Raw genomic sequence first — 15,753 nt, 5'->3', positions numbered from 1 at the left:
ACCTACACAAGCCTTCCCGGGGCCGGAACCAGGAGCTTTACGGGACGTTTTGGCGTCAGCGCCGCCAACAGTACGGCGTGGTTGTTGATACCCGGAGAAACCCGTAGCGCTCCAGGATCGGCCGCGAGTAGCTGGTCGAGTCGCTGTGGATGAACTTCTTTCCCAGCTTCACAGCGGACTGGGCCCGGGCCGCGGTGACGGCCCGGTAAATCCCCTGGCTGCGCCACTCTTCGCGCGTTGCACCGCCCCAGATTCCTGCGAAGTCGGTACCAGGCACGGGCTCCAGGCGGCCCGCACTCACGATCAATCCCTGATGTTCGGCAACCCAGAGCTCCATCCCGTCGCCGCACGCCACGCGGCGCAGGAGCGCTTCGGCGTTTTCGTCCGACACCTGACCGCCGAAAACTTCGTCCTGCATGGCGCTCATGGCGCGGACATCCGCTTCCGCGGCCACCTTGCGCAGGGTCACTCCGGGCGGGAGTGGTACCGCTGAGATCAAGGAGGCCACCCGGCCGATCATGATCGACTCCTCCTCTTCGGGTTCAAATCCGCTTCGCAACAGCGCGTCATGGAGTCCGGGCGCATGATCATGGCCGCGGGTTTTCCACTCCACCCGCACCACGGAGGGATCCCTGCGGAAGTGCGCGAGCGCTTCCAATACCCACCGGGCAATCGCCCGGGAACCGGCTCCATCGAGATTTCGGTACGTCACGAAACCCCGGCCGCCCGCGAAGGTGCACATCAGCAAGGGCCCCAGCCGCTCGACGGCGAGCGCCCCCTGGGTCTCCGCGTCCGTCCGGAGTTGCCGATCGTATGCCGCTAGAAATTGGTCTGCAGAAGTCATGGGCCCCCACGGTACCGTTGCCGGGCCTGGACGTGAAGGCCGCCGGCCGGTCGGGGCACCCCGATGCTGCAAACAATCGAATATATCTTCTAATGAATCGCGACTGCGCCGGAGCCCTGACAAAACCTGAATCAGGGGTGGACGGACGCGGGCGAGGGGGGCAGGATTGAGCCATGAGCTCCCATGACGCACTCCTGAAGCACGTAGCCATCGCCGCCAAGGATTCCACCTTGGTGGCGACTTTTGATATAGACGGCAATATCCCCGGGGCGGGCGCCTATGTCGTTGGCCTCGTCGCGTCCACACCGGATCATTCCCATCAACGAAGAATGGGAATCGAGTTCATGAACGGCGAAGCTGTGTCCTTCTACTGCTTCAGCCACGACGGCACTGAGGAGAATTTCGATCTCAGCGGCGTTTCGCATTCCGGCAACACCATTACCGGCAACTTTCCCATGACCACGGTCCTGGGGCTGGAAAAGGGCCACCTGATGACAGCCTTCAGCGACGCCGACGGCAGGGAATACCAGGCGAACGTTCCCGTGGAGGAAGCGCTCTGAGGGTGGGATCCGCCTGAGGCGCTAGCTGCGCTTTGAGCCGCTAGCTGCTGGCGTTGTGCACTTTCATCTCAAGCTCGGTGAAAGCCGTGATCATCGCGCGGTAAGTCTTCTCCACAATGTCCGGGTCGATGTCTTTTTTCTCGGCGGCGGCACGGACATGTTGGATGACCTTTTCCACCCGGCCCGGAGCCCTGACCTCCGCGTCGTCACCCTTCAACGTCCCGGAAATCCGGATCAGACGTTCGCGGCGGGCAATCAGGGTGACAATCTGCTCGTCAACTTCATCGACGGCCACGCGGACAGCCGCGAGCTGTTCCCTGTCGGCCTGGGCGTCTTTGTCGTGTCCGTGATTTGTGGGCATGTGCATGACAGTATCTAAGAATGCAGCCTCGAGTCGACTTCATTTCATTGGGCGTCCGCAGTGTCGAGGCCTCCCGAGCCTTCTACGTGGACGGCCTGGGCTGGCCGGTCCACCGGGAAGTCCCAGGCGAGGTGGTCTTTATCCAGGCCAACCACGGCCTGATTCTTTCGCTGTGGGACGCAGGCCAGATGCAGGCGGAGGCGTCAGTGGGCAGCCCCGCCGGCGTCCCGTGCATCACGCTGAGCCACAACGTGGGGAGCGCGGCGGACGTCGACCGGGTGATGGCGGAAGCGGAATCGGCCGGGGCAACGGTAGTTGGCTCCCCGAAGACCCAGCCGTGGGGCGGCTATACAGGGTACTTCGCCGATCCCGACGGTTTCCGCTGGGAAATCGCCTTCAATCCCACGTGGACCGTCGACGCCGGCGGCAACGTCACGGTCTAGAGTCACCGGCTAGAACAGGCTGCCCACCGGCTGGATAAGTTCGGGCGAGTCATTTCTGACATTCCCGACGGCGGTGCCCACGGCATCGATGGTCCAGCCTTCGGCGACGTCGTGCGCACCCGCACGAACCAGGTCCACCAGGCCGGCGGCGTCATCCGCCTGCGGATCCAGCCATGCCTGCATCGTCCCGCGGTTCATGGGCAGCGGCACCCTGTCATGCAGGGCGGTGAGTTCGGCGAGCATTCCCCCGGCATAGCCTTCGGGCGGCGAGTCCGTCGTCATGATGGAGGTGGACAACATCCACCGCTGCGGATCACCCTCGGGCTTGGACGGGTCCTTCCACCATTCGTAGAGTCCTGCGAACACCAGGGGCCGGCCGTCCGTCGGATGCACATAGTAGGGCTGCTTGCCGCGCCCTTCACCCTTCCATTCGTAATAGCCGTCCGCCGGGACCGCGCAGCGCCGGGACCGGGTCGCCTTGCGGAAGGCTGGCTTCTCCAGGACGCTTTCGCTTCGCGCATTGATCATCTTCGAGCCGATGGAAGGGTCCTTGGCCCAGGACGGAACGAGGCCCCAGCGGGCCACATGCAGCTGCCGGACCGGACTGCCGTCCACCAGCCGCTCCAGCACGATGGGCACATCGGCGGTCGGAGCAACATTCCACGACGGCGGAACCACCAGCTCCTCGTCCAGTTCGGCGTCAAATTCTGCCAGCAGGTCCCCGACGGCCCGGGCCATCACGTAGCGTCCACACATGGCACCAGCATGCCACCCGCCCCGGAGCGGTGTCACCCGGCGTAACCCGGCGGGGCGGGAGCCCGCGGGGACGGCGCCGGAACAGGGGTGCGGTGCCCCGGCGCCCGGGGAATACCGGCCGCCGGGTTACCGTTGAGTGAAAAGACATCTGCTTTGATAACGACGAGCACTAACGATACTGAGGAGAACTCCGTGGATTTCACTCCCGAATCCGGCACCATCACCATGTTTTCGACCACCTGGTGCGGTTACTGCAACCGTCTGAAGAAGCAGCTGGACGCCCAGGGCATCGGCTACACCGAAATCAACATCGAAGAAGTCGAAGGCACCGCCGACCTGGTGGAGCAGCTCAACGGAGGCAACCGCACGGTACCCACCGTCCTCTTCCCGGACGGTACCGCTGCCACCAACCCGTCGGCAGCAGAAGTCAAGAGCCGGCTCGCCGCCTAGCCCGCTCGCAGGCTGGCGAAATCCGCGTAGTCCAGCTGCGCATACCCGGCATAGGTGTTGATGACCGCAGTTTCGATGGCGGCCACGTCCAGCCCGGGGACGAGGTCGTCAACGGCACCGGCAGTGGCCGGGTCCCAGTCAAGCCCAAGGGCTGCGTAGCTGGCTTCGAGGACCTTGCGGATCGGCGCGGAATTCTCCACCACGATCACCGAGCTGAACAGCCATCCGCCCGACACCACCCGTTGGGCGGTGCCGATCAGTTTTACCCGGTGCAGCGGATCCGCCGGGTCCAGGCCATGGACGCTGAACTCCCCGGGGCAGTACTCCCCCGGGATTTCGCCGACGGCGGCCTGGACTCCGGCGCTCCGGAGCGCATCCGCCAGCATCCCGCCGAAGAAGGCGAAACGCCCTTTGGCGCCGGCGATGGCATCGGCATGGGGCTCCACGTGGTCCACGATCAGCGTTCCCTCGTGATACGCAGCAGCCCGGCCGCCAGCCTTGCGGACCAGCGGCTCAAATCCGAGCTCACGGCACGCCTGCGCTGCCGCCTCAAAGCCGGGCAGGTGGGCATCGCGCTGGCCAAAGGCGACTGTCGGAGCCGGGCGGTACAGCCTGAGCGTCGGGCCGATCCGCCCCGTCTTCGCCATGCCCAGCAACTCAATACCGAACTCCAGGTCACGCGCCGCGCCCAGCGACTGCTCCTGCCGGACAATGGTCAGCGTGGCGGGTGCGCCGGCCGTATGCTGCATCTTGCTAAGCTCCCTTATGGTCATTCTGCAATTCCTGGTCGTAGCCGCCGCCTTCGCCGTCATTGACGCCATCTGGCTCAAGACGATGAACCCCTTTTACCGCGGACAGATTGGTGAACTGCTGGCCGACCGGCCCAATCTAGGGTACGCGGTGGTCTTCTACGTGATCTACATTGCCGGCATTGTGTTCTTCGCCCTACGCCCCGCGCTCGACGGCGGCAGCTGGCTCAGTGCGGTGGGCTACGGCGCCGCCCTGGGCGCCTTCGCCTATGCCACGTACGACCTCACCAACGCCGCGACCCTGAAGACCTGGCCGCTGCAGCTGATCATCGTGGATATCCTCTGGGGCGCAGCCCTGACCGCCCTGGCCACCCTGGCCGGCTGGCTGGTGTTCCACAAGAACTAGCGGCCGCACCAGCCGGGATCCGCGGCGAACTACGTCTTGCGGAGCGTCAGGATCTGCTCTGCCCGTCCGAAGGGCCCGGCCAGGTCGTGGAGCACCGTGGACGTCAGCCCGATGCCGTCAGCTCCGAAGGAAACAGCGTTGTCCAGGCCCAGCCAGTCGCCGGCGGGTTTCCGGTACATGTGGATCTGCAGGTCCAGGTTGGGGAACGCGTAGCTGTCCTTCCCCGGCGGTACCCGCGCCGCTATTCCGTTGGCGGTGTCCACCAGGCCCATGAGCCGCGCCAGGTCGCCGCTGTCGGCCTTGTCCGTCAGCGGGTGCGCGGTGCGTATCCAGACTGTCCCGGAGCCAGGGCGGTGTCCGTCGGCAACGCGCATTTCCAGGGACCGGATGTAGCCCCCCGGCCAGACGGTCGCGGCATCATACGGCGAGCACTTTTCCGGTCCGGGAATGCAGGGATCTTCGACGGCGGCGACTGCCGAAGTATCGGACGTGATCATCCGCCACGCGGTGAGGCGGATGGCCACTCGCCCCTCGGCCACAAGTTCGGCCTGCAGCAGTTCGATGGTGCGGCCCGGGCGGAGGGTGGTGGTGACGACTTCAAATTCGCCGCCAGGGATCAGCCCCAGGATCTCGTAGCTCAGCCGCGCCATCCTGACGTCGTCCCGCGGCGCATGCCGCTCCAGGCAGTCCGCCATGATCCCGGATGCGGGCGCCATGTGCTGCTCATGCTCGTTCCAGGCACCCTGGGCGTGGATCGTGGAACGGAACCGTCCGCCGCCCAATGACTCGTAGTAGAACTCCCCTTCGGTGAGTTCCGGAAGTGCAGCAGTCAACGTCGACCCTTTCGCATGGCTGGTGATGATCCCAGAACACACTATCGCTAGACGGCTCACAGCTTGCCCTCATCCTCACAGCTTGCTCATAACCAGGCCTCATGGCCGGCATAAGTCCGAAGCCTAGAAATAATGGCATGACTCCTCTCACGAACGAAAAACGCAAAGGCGGCCGCGTCCGGCGCGCCGTCGTCGCCGGGGCCGTCGCCCTCACCCTGTCCGCCGGCGGAGCCACCGTCTGGGCGCTGGACCGCTTTGTGGTCCAGCATGTGGAGATCTCGGACGTCTCCGCCTACCAGGCCAGCCAAAGCAGTACCGCGGCCGGCAGCACCACCGGGTCCACCGCCGAACCGGGCGGCGCCACTGCCGCGGTCGCCACCGACACCTCCTATGTTTCCGACAGTTCCAACATCAACATCTCCACGGTGACCACCGGCAGCGGCGACAGCACCGTCACCTACTACGTTGCCGACGTCGTACTCGATGACGCCACCACGCTCCGGTCGGCGTTCGCCAACGACAGCTTCGGCGAAAACATCACCGAGACCACGTCCCAGATCGCCGATGCCAACAACGCGGTGTTCGCCATCAACGGCGACTACTACGGCTTCCGCGACACCGGCATCGTGATTCGCAACGGCGTGGTGTTCCGCGACGAGGGCGCCCGGCAAGGACTGGCCTTCTACCGCGACGGCACCGTCAAGGTGTACGACGAAACCGCCACCACCGCCGAGCAACTGCTGGCCGACGGGGTCTGGAACACCCTCTCCTTCGGTCCGTCCCTGTTGAACGACGGCGAAGTCGCCGAAGGAATCGAGGACGTGGAGGTGGACACCAACTTCGGCAACCACTCCATCCAGGGCGAACAGCCGCGCACCGCCGTCGGCATCATCAACGAAAACCATCTCGTCTTCGTGGTGGTGGACGGCCGGAGCCCCGGCTACAGCGCCGGCGTGACGATGACCGGGCTGGCTGAAATCATGCAGGGCCTCGGCGCCACTACCGCGTACAACATCGACGGCGGCGGGTCCTCCACGATGTACTTCAACGGGGAGCTGGTCAACAACCCCCTGGGCGAGAACAAGGAACGCGGCACCTCCGACATCCTGTACATCGCGCAGTAGGCGGCAGACATGATCATCCTGATCCCGGCCTACGAGCCGGACCGCCAGCTGCCCGACCTCATCCGCTCCATCCGCGACGCGGAACCATGGGCAACGGTGGTGGTGGTTGATGACGGCAGCGGCCCCGCCTACCGGGACGTGTTCGACGGCGTCAAGGCACTCGGGTGCCACGTCGTCGGCTACGCCACCAACCGCGGCAAGGGCTTCGCCCTCAAGACCGGCTTCGGTTTCATCGCCGACCACCTCCCGGGCCGCAACGTGGTCTGCGCCGACAGCGACGGACAGCACACCATCGTGGACATCCTCAGGGTGGCGGCAGCTGTGAAACCCGGCTCACCTGCCATGGTCCTGGGCACCCGAAGCTTCACCGGCAACGTCCCGGCCCGCAGCAGGTTCGGCAACAACGCCACCCGGCTGCTGTTCACGCTCGCGACCGGCCAGCGGATTTCCGACACCCAGACGGGCCTCCGTGGCTATCCCGCCTCCATGCTGGCCTGGCTCCGGTCCGTCCACGGCGAGCGCTACGAGTACGAGCTGAACCTGCTGCTGGAAGCCAAACAGGCGGGGTACGCCATCAGCACCGTGGACATCGCGACCGTGTACCTTGACCACAACTCGGGTTCGCACTTCAGGCCGCTGGCGGACTCCGCCCGGATCTATGCCCCGCTGCTGAAGTTCCTGGCGTCATCCTTCACGGCGTTCCTGGTGGACACCCTGATGTTCCTGGTCCTCACGGCCGCCACCGACTCCCTGCTGCTGGCAGTGGTGGGCGCCCGGGCCGTAAGTTCGGCCGTCAACTTCGCCGTCAACCGGCAGCTGGTATTCCGGCGCGGGCGCGAGAAGCCCGCCGCCCGGACCGGCGTCCGCTACTTCACCCTGGTGGCAGTGCTGCTGGCCGCCAATTACGGCTTGATCGCCGCCCTGGAAGCGCTGTACCTGCCCATGCCCGCCGCCAAGATCCTTGCCGAAATCGCCTTGCTGGCCACCAGCTACGCGGTGCAGCAGCGGTACCTCTTTTCCGGGAGGAAAGCAGGGAAGGCCAAAGGCAAAGGCTCGGCGGAAACAGCAGGTGAACTCCCGGCAAACACTCATATTCCGGCCTAGGTTCCATCACAGCACCCGCACAGTTTGGCCGTGGATCGTGAAAACCAGTCCACCCATCAGATTCCGGAGAATCCCATGACACCCCTCATCCTCATCGCCGCCGACCTGGCCGCCATCAGCATCCTGACCTTCGCCCTGTACCTCCGCCGGCACCGGCGCCGCGACCTGGTGGTGTCCTACCTCGGCATGAATGTCGGCGTCATGGCCGTGGCGGCCGCACTCTCCGGCTCGGCCGCCGGCGTGGGCCTGGGCCTCGGCCTCTTCGGAGTCCTGTCCATCATCCGGCTGCGCTCCACCGAACTGGCGCAGCACGAGGTGGCCTACTACTTCTCGGCCCTTGCCCTGGGCCTGATCGCCGGCCTCGGCATCGACCCCGTGTGGCTGCCGCTGGCGCTGATGGCCATGATCCTGCTGGTGATGTTCGTGGGAGACCATTCCCGAGTCCTGCCCGCGTACCGCCACCAGACAGTGATCCTTGACCGCGCCATCGCCGTGGACGAGGACCTCTACGCCCGGCTCGAAGAAGTGGTCCACGGAAAAGTCCACTCAGCCACCGTGCAGGAACTGGACCTCGTCAACGACAAGACGGTGGTTGACGTGCGCTACGCCTACATCCCGGCAACGTTCCCCGCCGCCACGCCTGCAGGGAAAGTTGCGCCGGGCTACCTGGCAGCGCACCCCTCCGCGGACCCCGCGCCGTCGGAGCCCGCGCCGTCGGACCCCGCGTCCGCTCCGGCTTCCGCTCCCGTCCATGCGTCGGCAGGTGCGGCATGAGCGGCGCGGCGCAGGCCGGCGTCCTGGACTCCCTCCGCCTGCTGCCGTCTGTCGGGCTGGACGAGCTGAACGCGGAAGCCGCGCTGCAGACACGGATGGACCGGAAGTACGTGGTCCCCGAGTCACAGGCTCAGGAACTCCTGGCCACGTTCGACGCCGATGTCCGCGTCCTGGAAATGGACGGCTGCCGCTCCTTCGCCTACGACTCCGTGTATTTCGACTCGGCCGGGCTGGACAGCTATCTCCTGGCCGCCCACGGCCGCCGACGCCGGTACAAGGTCCGCACCAGGACCTATGTGGACAGCGCCGTCAGCTTCCTGGAAGTCAAAACCGAAGGCGCCCGCGAGGCCACCGTCAAGGAACGCATCCCCTACGAACCCACCGACCGCGCCCGGCTGACAGAGGAGGGCCTGGACTACGTCCGGGAAACCCTCGCCGCCGCAGTGGGCTGCGTTCCGGACAGTTCCCTGGGACCGGTGCTGGAAACGCGCTACCACCGCATCACCCTATACCTGCCCGAATCCGGCAGCCGGGCAACCATCGACACGGATGTCACCTGGCAGCGGCCCGGCGGGCAGGCCTGGGTCCTGGACGGCGCAGTCATCCTGGAGACCAAGTCCGGATCGACGGCCGGCCCGCTGGACCGGCACCTCTGGGCCCAGGGCGTCCGGCCCTCAAGGATCTCCAAATTCGCCACCGGAATGGCGGCCCTCTGCCCGGAGCTGCCGGCCAACCGCTGGAACCGCACGCTCCGCCGGACGCTGGCCCTCCGCCCCGCCGCCTGAACCCTCTCCCTGGCAGGCTCCCCCACCCATCTCCCTCCGCTTCACCCACATACTTCACCGAAGGAACACACACCATGAAAAGCCTCCGCACCTACCTCTCCGTCACTGCCCTGGCCCTTGCCGTGGGCCTGGCCGGCTGCTCCGCGGCCGGCACCGCCTCCACCGGAACCTCGATCACCGGCGGCACGTCCACCTCAGCAGCGTCGGGGTCGTCCGGAACGGCCGAGGCCGTCTCCCTGGACACCCTCTCGGCGGACACCCACTACGACGCCGACGACCTCACCTGGGACGCCGCGTCCGAAGTAGCCGTGACCCTGGCGGACGGCGCCAGCACTGTTACATCAGATTCCTCGGGCGCCGTAAAGGTCGACGGCGATACCGTCACCATCAGCGCTGCCGGGACCTACCGCCTGAGCGGTTCCCTGACGGACGGCAAGGTGGTGGTTGCCGCCGGTGAAGAGGACGTAGTGCGCATCATCCTGGACGGTGCGGACGTGACCAGCTCCACCGGATCCCCGTTGGTGGTGCAGAGCGCCAACGAAGCAATCGTCTTCCTGGCAGAGGGAACCTCCAATACCCTGGCCGACGCCGCCAGCTACACGGACCAGGGCGACGACGCACCCAACGCCGCGCTCTACTCCATGGCCGACCTCACCATCGCCGGCACCGGATCGCTGACCGTGGACGGCAACTACAACGACGGCATTTCGGCCAAGGACGGCCTGGTGCTGGCCGCCGGCAATGTGACCGTGGACGCCAAGGACGACGGGATCGTGGGCAAGGACTATGCAGTCCTCCTCGACGGCGCCTACCAGGTCACGGCGGGCGACGACGGCTTCAAGTCGGACAACCAGGAAGACGAAGGCCGCGGCTGGGTGCTCATCAACGGCGGAACCCTCACCGTCAGCGCCGGCGACGACGGCATCAAGGCCTTCAACACTCTTACCGTCGCAGCCGGCTCCGCCACGGTGAAAGAATCCGAAGAAGGCCTGGAAGCCAGGCACATCGTCATCTCCGGCGGTACCGCCAGCGTCACGTCCAACGACGACGGCGTCAACGCTTCCGGGGGCAGCACGGGCACCACCTCGCAGGGCGGAATGGGCGGCGGCATGGGCGGCGGCGGTGAGATGGCCGCAGGAGACTACACAGTGGAAATCAGCGGCGGATCGCTCACAATCAATTCACAGGGTGACGGCCTGGATTCCAACGGCAGCGCCACCATCACCGGCGGCACGGTTGTGGTCAACGGCCCCACCAACGACGGCAACGGCGCGCTGGACGTCAACGGCGAACTCGTGGTCAATGGCGGCACGGTGGCGGCCGCGGGAAGCTCCGGCATGGCTGTTACTCCGGGGACGGCTTCAGCGCAGTCCGGCGTCCAGCTGACCTTCGGTTCAGCCCTCCCGGCCGGCACCACCATCCAGCTGGCAGACTCCGGCGGCGCAGTGGTGGCGACCTTCGTAACGTCCAAGCAGGCGGCTTCGCTGGTCTACTCCTCCGCAGCCATCAAGGCCGGCGAGGAATACACCGTGTACACCGGCGGGACCGCCAAGGTCACTGCCGGCCTCGGGGAAGGAACGCTTGACGGCGCCCAGGAGCAAGGCACTGTCACCGCCGGCGAATACACCGCCGCACGCGGTCCCGGCGGCCGCTAAGACACGCCGCAGGCAGCGGACCCAGGCAGGGGACCCACAAGCAGGGGACGACGGCGAGGCCGCGTCCCCTGCCGTGATGCCTGGCTGCTTTCGCGGGACCCTTCCGTGGCGTCCTTCTGTGCTGGGTACCCTGTATCGGACTAGACTCAGGAGTCGGTTCTCCTTACTACGCTCGGAAGAGGTATTCCCCTGATACGAGTCATCAGCTACAACCTACGCAAGCACGCGGCGGTCGGTGAACTGCAGGATCTGGCCAGCGACTTCGGGATAGATGCCTTGTGCCTGCAGGAGTGCGACACCACGGACTTACCGGACACACTGGGGCCGCTTCACCTGGCCGACTCAACCAAGGGCAACAGGCTGGGGCTCGCCATCTACTACCGGATGGACCGCTTCACAGCTTTTGAAACCAACACTTTCGCGTTGAAGAAATCACTGCATGACCGTGTTCTGGCCCCGGCCCATGAACGCCTGATCGGCACCCGCGTGGTGGACAACGAAACAGACCATGAGCTGGTGATCGCTTCCTTCCACGCGGCGCCCCTGACGGCCTCCAATTCACTGCGCCGCAAGCAGATCAAGGCGGCCCACGCTGAACTCCTCGGGATGGGCAGCGGGCTGATGACGCTTATGGTGGGTGACTTCAACTACCCGTTCTTCACCAAGAACCTCAACGAACACATGAAGAACTCCGGGTACGAGCTTTCCCTCAGCGACCGGCGGACGTACACGAGGTACAAGGTCTTCAAGGGGCATTTCGACTTTGCCACCTCCCTCGGCCTGGACATCGACAGCGTGGAAACGCTGCCGCGCGGCGCCTCGGACCACCTGCCCATCCTGGTCTCCGCCGAGTACGGCCAGGACTACGGCCCCATCCAGGGCACTCCGTAGCCTGACGCCGACCACCAGCCCGGGAGGCCCCAATGCAGCGCGGTTGGATCCTGAAAGCCGTTCCGGGCATCCAGCTGGCCCGCACGTACCAGCTGTCCTGGCTTCGGTCCGATCTTGCCGCGGGAGCAGCCCTTAGCGCCGCGCTGATACCCGCCGGCATGGCCTATGCCGAAGCGGCCGGGCTGCCCGCGGTCACAGGACTGTACGCGTCGGTGGTGCCAATGCTGTTTTACGCGGTTTTCGGTCCGGCCCGGGTGATCATCGTGGGACCTGATTCATCGCTGGCACCCATGATCGCCGCCGCCCTGCTTCCGCTGGCCGGAAGGGATCCGGCCCATGCCGTGGCGCTCGCAGGTGTCCTGGCCATCCTGATCGGAATCTTCCTGATCGCCGGCCGGATCTTCAGGCTGGGCTTCGTCACCGGGCTGCTGTCCAAGCCGATCCGGGTGGGCTACCTCAACGGCATAGCCCTCGCCATTATGGTCAGCCAACTGCCCAGGCTGCTCGGGATCACGGTCTCCGGAGACTCCCTGCCCGCGAAGGCAACTGAGACCGTCGAAGCCGTCCTGCAAGGAGCCGCCAATCCCGTGGCCCTGCTGTTCGGGGTTGCCACTGTGGCCATCATCGTCGCCGGCCGCTTCCTTCCCGGGAAGATTCCCGGCGTACTACTGGCTGTGGCAGCCTCCATTGGAACGGCCGCCGCCCTGGACCTCAAGGACGCCATGCCCATGGTCGGAGCCCTTCCGCCCGGGCTGCCGGCACCGGCGCTATCCGGCATCACCATGAACGATGTTGTCGGGCTAATCGGACCGGCAGCCGGCATCGCCCTGATCGCCTTTGCCGATACATCCACCTTGTCCAAAAGCCTCGCGGGCCGACGCGGCATCCACACGAGCGGCAACCAGGAAATGGGGGCGCTGGGAATCGCCAACGTGGCCAGCGGAATGCTTGGCGGCTTTCCGGTCTGCGGCAGCTCTTCCCGGACGCCGATCGCGCTCGACGCCGGCGCCCGCACGCCTTTCAGCGGCATCGTGGCCGCGGTTATTGTCGTCATCTTTATGGTGGCGGCGCCCGGGATCACAGCATTCCTCCCCACCACCACGCTGGCCGCCGTCGTCATCGTTGCAGCGGCCTCGCTGGTGGATGTCAAGACCATGCTCCGGCTGGTCCGCATGAGCCGGATGGAAACGGCCCTCCTTATCGCCACGTTCCTCGGGGTCGCGTTCGTCGGCGTACTGCAGGGCATCGTTATCGCAATTGCGCTGTCACTCATCGCGTTCGTTAGGCGGGCGTGGGATCCGTACCGCACCGAACTGGCCAGCCTGGAGGACGTCCCGGGCTACCACGACCTCAGCCGGCACCCGGAGGGCCAGCGCGTTCCGGGCCTGGTCATCGCCCGCTTTGACGCCCCGCTCTTCTTCGCCAACGGAGCAGTATTTGCGGAGCACATCCGCAACCTTGTGGCGAACGCCCCTGGACCGGTCAAATGGGTCATCGTGGCGTCGGAGGCCATCACGGACCTGGACACCACCGCCTTGGACGACCTCGTGGAACTCGACGACGAACTGGCGGGCCAGGGCATCAGCCTGGTCTTCGCCGAGCTGAAGGGGCCCGTCAAGGACCGGCTGCTCAAGTTCGGGGTCAGCAGCAGGTTCGGCCCGGACCACTTCTTCCCCACGGTCAACAACGCGGTGCGGACCTACAAGCGGACGTTCGGAATCTAGGCCCGGCTCAATCCAAGCCCGCAGGCCCGTTCAGGCCCGGCTCAGTCCGAGCCCAGCGGGATCACTTCGATCCGGGACCCCGGGCCCGTGATCACCAGGACACGGTCCGCCGCGACACCTTCCAAGGCCCGGGCGAGCTGCCCGGACAACCCGCCCGCAGCCTCCTCAGCTGTGTCGGAGGACGCAGCGCCGGAAGGCGCAGTACCGGACGCCACCGCATCGGAGGATCCGGCGTCGGCCCTTTTCCAGACAGTGACGCTCGCACCGGTGACCTCCGCTGCCACCTTTGCCAATGGCTCCGGATCACCCGCGGCCACCAGGATCAGTTTCCGGACCGTACGCTTCCGGGGCGTGGCAGCCGCAGTGAGGGAACGGTCGTGACGCCAGACCGCGAAGTGGTATCCGGCAGCGAGTCCCGTCGCCACCAGCAGGCCGAGCGGTGCACGGGTGCGGTCCACCAGGCTGCCGCCGCTGACGTCGTCGAGCAGGAATTCGAAGACCCGGTACCCGATCACCAGGAGGGTGATAACGGCGACGATCGCGCTCAGGCCGAACACGGCGATGAGGTACACCCGCCGGCCGCGGCGTCCAAGTTCGGTCGGCTCGGGTGCAACCCCGGGTTTCCAGGTGAGCCACCACAGTGGCCCGCCAACCGCCAGCGCGCTGATTCCGCCCAGCAGCAGGGTACGAATGCCGTCGCCGGCCAAGGGTGTTGCCGCGATGCTGAGGGCGGAGTTGACCACAATCCCGATTCCGGTGGCGGCCGCCGCCAGTCCCACCCCCGACGTCACAAGCTTGGCCGCCTGCAGCGTGGTGCCGGACCGCCCGGCGGAGACGGTCCGGTGGTACGCCCAGACGAGGGAACCCACAGCGCCTGCAGCAATTGCGGCGCCGAGCGGTTCCAGGATTTCACTTACGGGGTCTGTGCGGTCGAAGGCAAGCCGGAGCAGGACAAACAGGACAGTGCCGACGCCGCCCACCGTCAGGAGGACGGCACCGAGGATTCCGATAACCACCAGGGCGACGTCGGCGAAATCCGTCGTCAGCCGGCGTCCGCCGTCGTGGATCCAGTGCCACCACCAGATGGCGACGCCGCCGACACCCCAGGCGAGCGCCTGAAGCACCAGCTTCCACCACGGATCCCCGAGGGACGCGGACGCGGTCAAGCCCTGGATTGCGGTGTCCAGGAGATTCGCGAGCGCCGTGACCGATCCGCCCACACCGATGATGAGCCCGAAAGCCGCCCCCACAACCGTGGGAACGTCCGGAATCAGCGAGGGACTCTTCCGCGGGTGGCGCCACATCCAGCGGTGCCATGCCAGGACTCCGGCCCAGACCAGTCCGTTGGACAGCGACAGCTGCCAGCCCAGCCGTTCCCCTCCGATAACTGCTGCAAGGGCGCTGAGTACCCCCGTGGCCGCCGTGATGAGCGAGACCGCGTACATGCCGGTCAGGTACAGCCCCCAGCCTGCGGACGAGCGCTCAACGGCGTCGTCGAGCCGCCGCCACACGAACCACCAGAGCGCGGCCGCCATGGGGCCGCCGATCAGGGTGAACGCGAGCGAACGTGCCAGGCCTGCCACGTCACCTGCGACGAGCACCGTGCCTGCGCCCAGCAGCCTGCCCAAGAGGCCGCTCAGGCCGACGGCGGTCACCACAACCAGGGCGAAAAGAAGCGTGTAAACGATGAGGCGCCGGACCGTCGGCTGGGCGGATCCGGCTGCGGGCGCAGGCACCGTCTGGGCAGCGGTCACGGCTTCACTCCACGGTTCGTGCAGACCCGCAGCTGCCAGGGAGCGGAGTCGATCAGCCACTTGCCGTCCGTTTTGACGAGATCGAACACGTCCTCGGTTTCGTATTCGGAGTTCCCGAAGGGTCCGCTTCCGTTGGACACCACCATCAGTACCCTCACGTCCGCGGACGTCGCCCGTTCCGTGGTGGACACCAGTGTGACGCGCAGGTTTTCCGTGGACGACCGCTCAAAGTCGACGCACTGGGTCCGGGCAGTTTCCGTAAGGTAGGCTCTGGCCGCCGCCTCATCGCCGTCGATGACAGCCGCCGAGTAGCGCTGCACCACGCCCTGCGGCGTGGACTCGTCCAGCAGGGCCGGTTCACCCCGCGAGAAGACCACGGCGAGCGCAGCCACGGCCAGGACACCAATTATTGCCAGGATCACCACGAGGATCCTGTGAGGTCTTCCCGCCGCCGCGTTCATGTGGTCAGTATGGCGCACTGCCCATCCCCTAGCTACGGTACTTTCGGCCCTATCACCGGTGATGGGCATCAACAAGGCT

At 66.2% G+C, this 15,753-nt stretch carries 18 protein-coding genes; 11 read left to right on the top strand and 7 right to left on the bottom strand.

The window, feature by feature from the left end; translation table 11 throughout:
- Positions 1–55 precede the first annotated feature (55 nt).
- Positions 56–844 carry a GNAT family N-acetyltransferase gene (locus AC6JAC_RS10355; protein ID WP_497964582.1) on the bottom strand — a complete coding sequence of 263 codons (789 nt, stop codon included), beginning with the start codon at positions 842–844 and terminating at the stop codon, positions 56–58.
- A 173-nt stretch (positions 845–1,017) separates the two neighbouring features.
- On the opposite strand from AC6JAC_RS10355, the gene AC6JAC_RS10350 reads away from it, so the two are divergent.
- On the top strand, positions 1,018–1,404 hold the full coding sequence (locus AC6JAC_RS10350) for a hypothetical protein (protein WP_347899185.1): 387 nt from the start codon (positions 1,018–1,020) through the stop codon (positions 1,402–1,404).
- Positions 1,405–1,444: 40 nt separating this feature from the next.
- On the opposite strand, the gene AC6JAC_RS10345 is transcribed toward AC6JAC_RS10350, so the two are convergent.
- Positions 1,445–1,771 carry a chorismate mutase gene (locus tag AC6JAC_RS10345; RefSeq protein WP_028269067.1) on the bottom strand — a complete coding sequence of 109 codons (327 nt, stop codon included), beginning with the start codon at positions 1,769–1,771 and terminating at the stop codon, positions 1,445–1,447.
- 14 nt (positions 1,772–1,785) lie between these two features.
- Between AC6JAC_RS10345 and AC6JAC_RS10340 the strand changes: the two genes are divergently transcribed.
- The gene (locus AC6JAC_RS10340) at positions 1,786–2,208 is read left to right on the top strand and encodes a VOC family protein (protein ID WP_028269066.1); all 423 of its coding nucleotides are present in this window, start codon (positions 1,786–1,788) and stop codon (positions 2,206–2,208) included.
- A gap of 9 nt (positions 2,209–2,217) precedes the next feature.
- Here the strand turns inward: AC6JAC_RS10340 and AC6JAC_RS10335 are convergent, their stop codons facing one another.
- Complete coding sequence (locus tag AC6JAC_RS10335; RefSeq protein ID WP_497964579.1) at positions 2,218–2,964, bottom strand: SOS response-associated peptidase; 747 nt, start codon at positions 2,962–2,964, stop codon at positions 2,218–2,220.
- Between the two features lie 192 nt (positions 2,965–3,156).
- On the opposite strand from AC6JAC_RS10335, the gene AC6JAC_RS10330 reads away from it, so the two are divergent.
- Complete coding sequence (locus tag AC6JAC_RS10330; protein ID WP_011692168.1) at positions 3,157–3,414, top strand: mycoredoxin; 258 nt, start codon at positions 3,157–3,159, stop codon at positions 3,412–3,414.
- On the opposite strand, the gene AC6JAC_RS10325 is transcribed toward AC6JAC_RS10330, so the two are convergent.
- Entirely contained in the window at positions 3,411–4,163 is a 753-nt protein-coding gene (locus AC6JAC_RS10325; RefSeq protein ID WP_028269064.1) for a lipoate--protein ligase family protein, read from the bottom strand. The two genes, AC6JAC_RS10330 and AC6JAC_RS10325, sit on opposite strands and share 4 nt — an antisense overlap.
- A 16-nt stretch (positions 4,164–4,179) precedes the next feature.
- Here AC6JAC_RS10325 and AC6JAC_RS10320 point away from each other — a divergent pair, with 16 nt between their 5' ends.
- Complete coding sequence (locus AC6JAC_RS10320) at positions 4,180–4,569, top strand: DUF2177 family protein (protein WP_028269063.1); 390 nt, start codon at positions 4,180–4,182, stop codon at positions 4,567–4,569.
- Between the two features lie 29 nt (positions 4,570–4,598).
- Here the strand turns inward: AC6JAC_RS10320 and AC6JAC_RS10315 are convergent, their stop codons facing one another.
- Complete coding sequence (locus AC6JAC_RS10315; protein WP_497964576.1) at positions 4,599–5,402, bottom strand: thioesterase family protein; 804 nt, start codon at positions 5,400–5,402, stop codon at positions 4,599–4,601.
- Between the two features lie 137 nt (positions 5,403–5,539).
- On the opposite strand from AC6JAC_RS10315, the gene AC6JAC_RS10310 reads away from it, so the two are divergent.
- The 7 genes from AC6JAC_RS10310 (at position 5,540) to AC6JAC_RS10280 (ending at position 13,459) form a co-directional block, all read left to right on the top strand.
- Positions 5,540–6,526, top strand: a complete 987-nt coding sequence (locus AC6JAC_RS10310) for a phosphodiester glycosidase family protein (RefSeq protein ID WP_497964574.1) — start codon at positions 5,540–5,542, stop codon at positions 6,524–6,526.
- Between the two features lie 9 nt (positions 6,527–6,535).
- Complete coding sequence (locus AC6JAC_RS10305) at positions 6,536–7,630, top strand: GtrA family protein (protein WP_497964572.1); 1,095 nt, start codon at positions 6,536–6,538, stop codon at positions 7,628–7,630.
- A gap of 75 nt (positions 7,631–7,705) precedes the next feature.
- Positions 7,706–8,404, top strand: a complete 699-nt coding sequence (locus AC6JAC_RS10300) for a DUF4956 domain-containing protein (protein ID WP_497966799.1) — start codon at positions 7,706–7,708, stop codon at positions 8,402–8,404.
- Positions 8,401–9,189, top strand: coding sequence for a polyphosphate polymerase domain-containing protein (locus AC6JAC_RS10295; RefSeq protein ID WP_497964570.1), 789 nt, complete (start codon positions 8,401–8,403; stop codon positions 9,187–9,189). The genes AC6JAC_RS10300 and AC6JAC_RS10295 overlap by 4 nt, the downstream gene beginning before the upstream one ends.
- 74 nt (positions 9,190–9,263) lie before the next feature.
- Positions 9,264–10,844, top strand: coding sequence for a carbohydrate-binding domain-containing protein (locus tag AC6JAC_RS10290; RefSeq protein WP_497964568.1), 1,581 nt, complete (start codon positions 9,264–9,266; stop codon positions 10,842–10,844).
- Positions 10,845–11,036: 192 nt separating this feature from the next.
- Positions 11,037–11,735 (top strand): endonuclease/exonuclease/phosphatase family protein, encoded by a 699-nt coding sequence (locus tag AC6JAC_RS10285; RefSeq protein ID WP_028269056.1) that lies wholly within the window; start codon positions 11,037–11,039, stop codon positions 11,733–11,735.
- Between the two features lie 32 nt (positions 11,736–11,767).
- A complete protein-coding gene (locus tag AC6JAC_RS10280; RefSeq protein ID WP_454698730.1) occupies positions 11,768–13,459 on the top strand; it encodes a SulP family inorganic anion transporter in 1,692 nt (563 codons plus the stop codon).
- 41 nt (positions 13,460–13,500) lie between these two features.
- Here AC6JAC_RS10280 and AC6JAC_RS10275 read toward each other — a convergent pair whose 3' ends face one another.
- Together AC6JAC_RS10275 and AC6JAC_RS10270 are read right to left on the bottom strand one after the other, a co-directional pair.
- A complete protein-coding gene (locus tag AC6JAC_RS10275) occupies positions 13,501–15,213 on the bottom strand; it encodes a DUF5671 domain-containing protein (RefSeq protein ID WP_497964566.1) in 1,713 nt (570 codons plus the stop codon).
- Entirely contained in the window at positions 15,210–15,635 is a 426-nt protein-coding gene (locus AC6JAC_RS10270; protein WP_497964564.1) for an LpqB family beta-propeller domain-containing protein, read from the bottom strand. Before AC6JAC_RS10270 ends, AC6JAC_RS10275 begins: the two co-directional genes overlap by 4 nt.
- Positions 15,636–15,753: the final 118 nt, after the last annotated feature.

It is taken from the genome of Arthrobacter sp. KUASC02, assembly GCF_059739395.1.
The sequence above is the reverse complement of the archived record's forward strand: the minus strand, read 5'-3'. Positions and strand labels throughout refer to the sequence as shown.

What these genes read in the sequence shown, in the direction of transcription:
- AC6JAC_RS10350 (WP_347899185.1), top strand. Translation starts at nt 1,018, where the DNA reads ATGAGCTCCCATGACGCACTCCTGAAGCACGTAGCCATCGCCGCCAAG.
- AC6JAC_RS10345 (WP_028269067.1), bottom strand. Translation starts at nt 1,771, where the DNA reads ATGCACATGCCCACAAATCACGGACACGACAAAGACGCCCAGGCCGAC.
- AC6JAC_RS10320 (WP_028269063.1), top strand. Translation starts at nt 4,180, where the DNA reads ATGGTCATTCTGCAATTCCTGGTCGTAGCCGCCGCCTTCGCCGTCATT.
- AC6JAC_RS10325 (WP_028269064.1), bottom strand. Translation starts at nt 4,163, where the DNA reads ATGCAGCATACGGCCGGCGCACCCGCCACGCTGACCATTGTCCGGCAG.
- AC6JAC_RS10355 (WP_497964582.1), bottom strand. Translation starts at nt 844, where the DNA reads ATGACTTCTGCAGACCAATTTCTAGCGGCATACGATCGGCAACTCCGG.
- AC6JAC_RS10310 (WP_497964574.1), top strand. Translation starts at nt 5,540, where the DNA reads ATGACTCCTCTCACGAACGAAAAACGCAAAGGCGGCCGCGTCCGGCGC.
- AC6JAC_RS10280 (WP_454698730.1), top strand. Translation starts at nt 11,768, where the DNA reads ATGCAGCGCGGTTGGATCCTGAAAGCCGTTCCGGGCATCCAGCTGGCC.
- AC6JAC_RS10340 (WP_028269066.1), top strand. Translation starts at nt 1,786, where the DNA reads ATGCAGCCTCGAGTCGACTTCATTTCATTGGGCGTCCGCAGTGTCGAG.
- AC6JAC_RS10290 (WP_497964568.1), top strand. Translation starts at nt 9,264, where the DNA reads ATGAAAAGCCTCCGCACCTACCTCTCCGTCACTGCCCTGGCCCTTGCC.
- AC6JAC_RS10305 (WP_497964572.1), top strand. Translation starts at nt 6,536, where the DNA reads ATGATCATCCTGATCCCGGCCTACGAGCCGGACCGCCAGCTGCCCGAC.
- AC6JAC_RS10300 (WP_497966799.1), top strand. Translation starts at nt 7,706, where the DNA reads ATGACACCCCTCATCCTCATCGCCGCCGACCTGGCCGCCATCAGCATC.
- AC6JAC_RS10295 (WP_497964570.1), top strand. Translation starts at nt 8,401, where the DNA reads ATGAGCGGCGCGGCGCAGGCCGGCGTCCTGGACTCCCTCCGCCTGCTG.
- AC6JAC_RS10335 (WP_497964579.1), bottom strand. Translation starts at nt 2,964, where the DNA reads ATGTGTGGACGCTACGTGATGGCCCGGGCCGTCGGGGACCTGCTGGCA.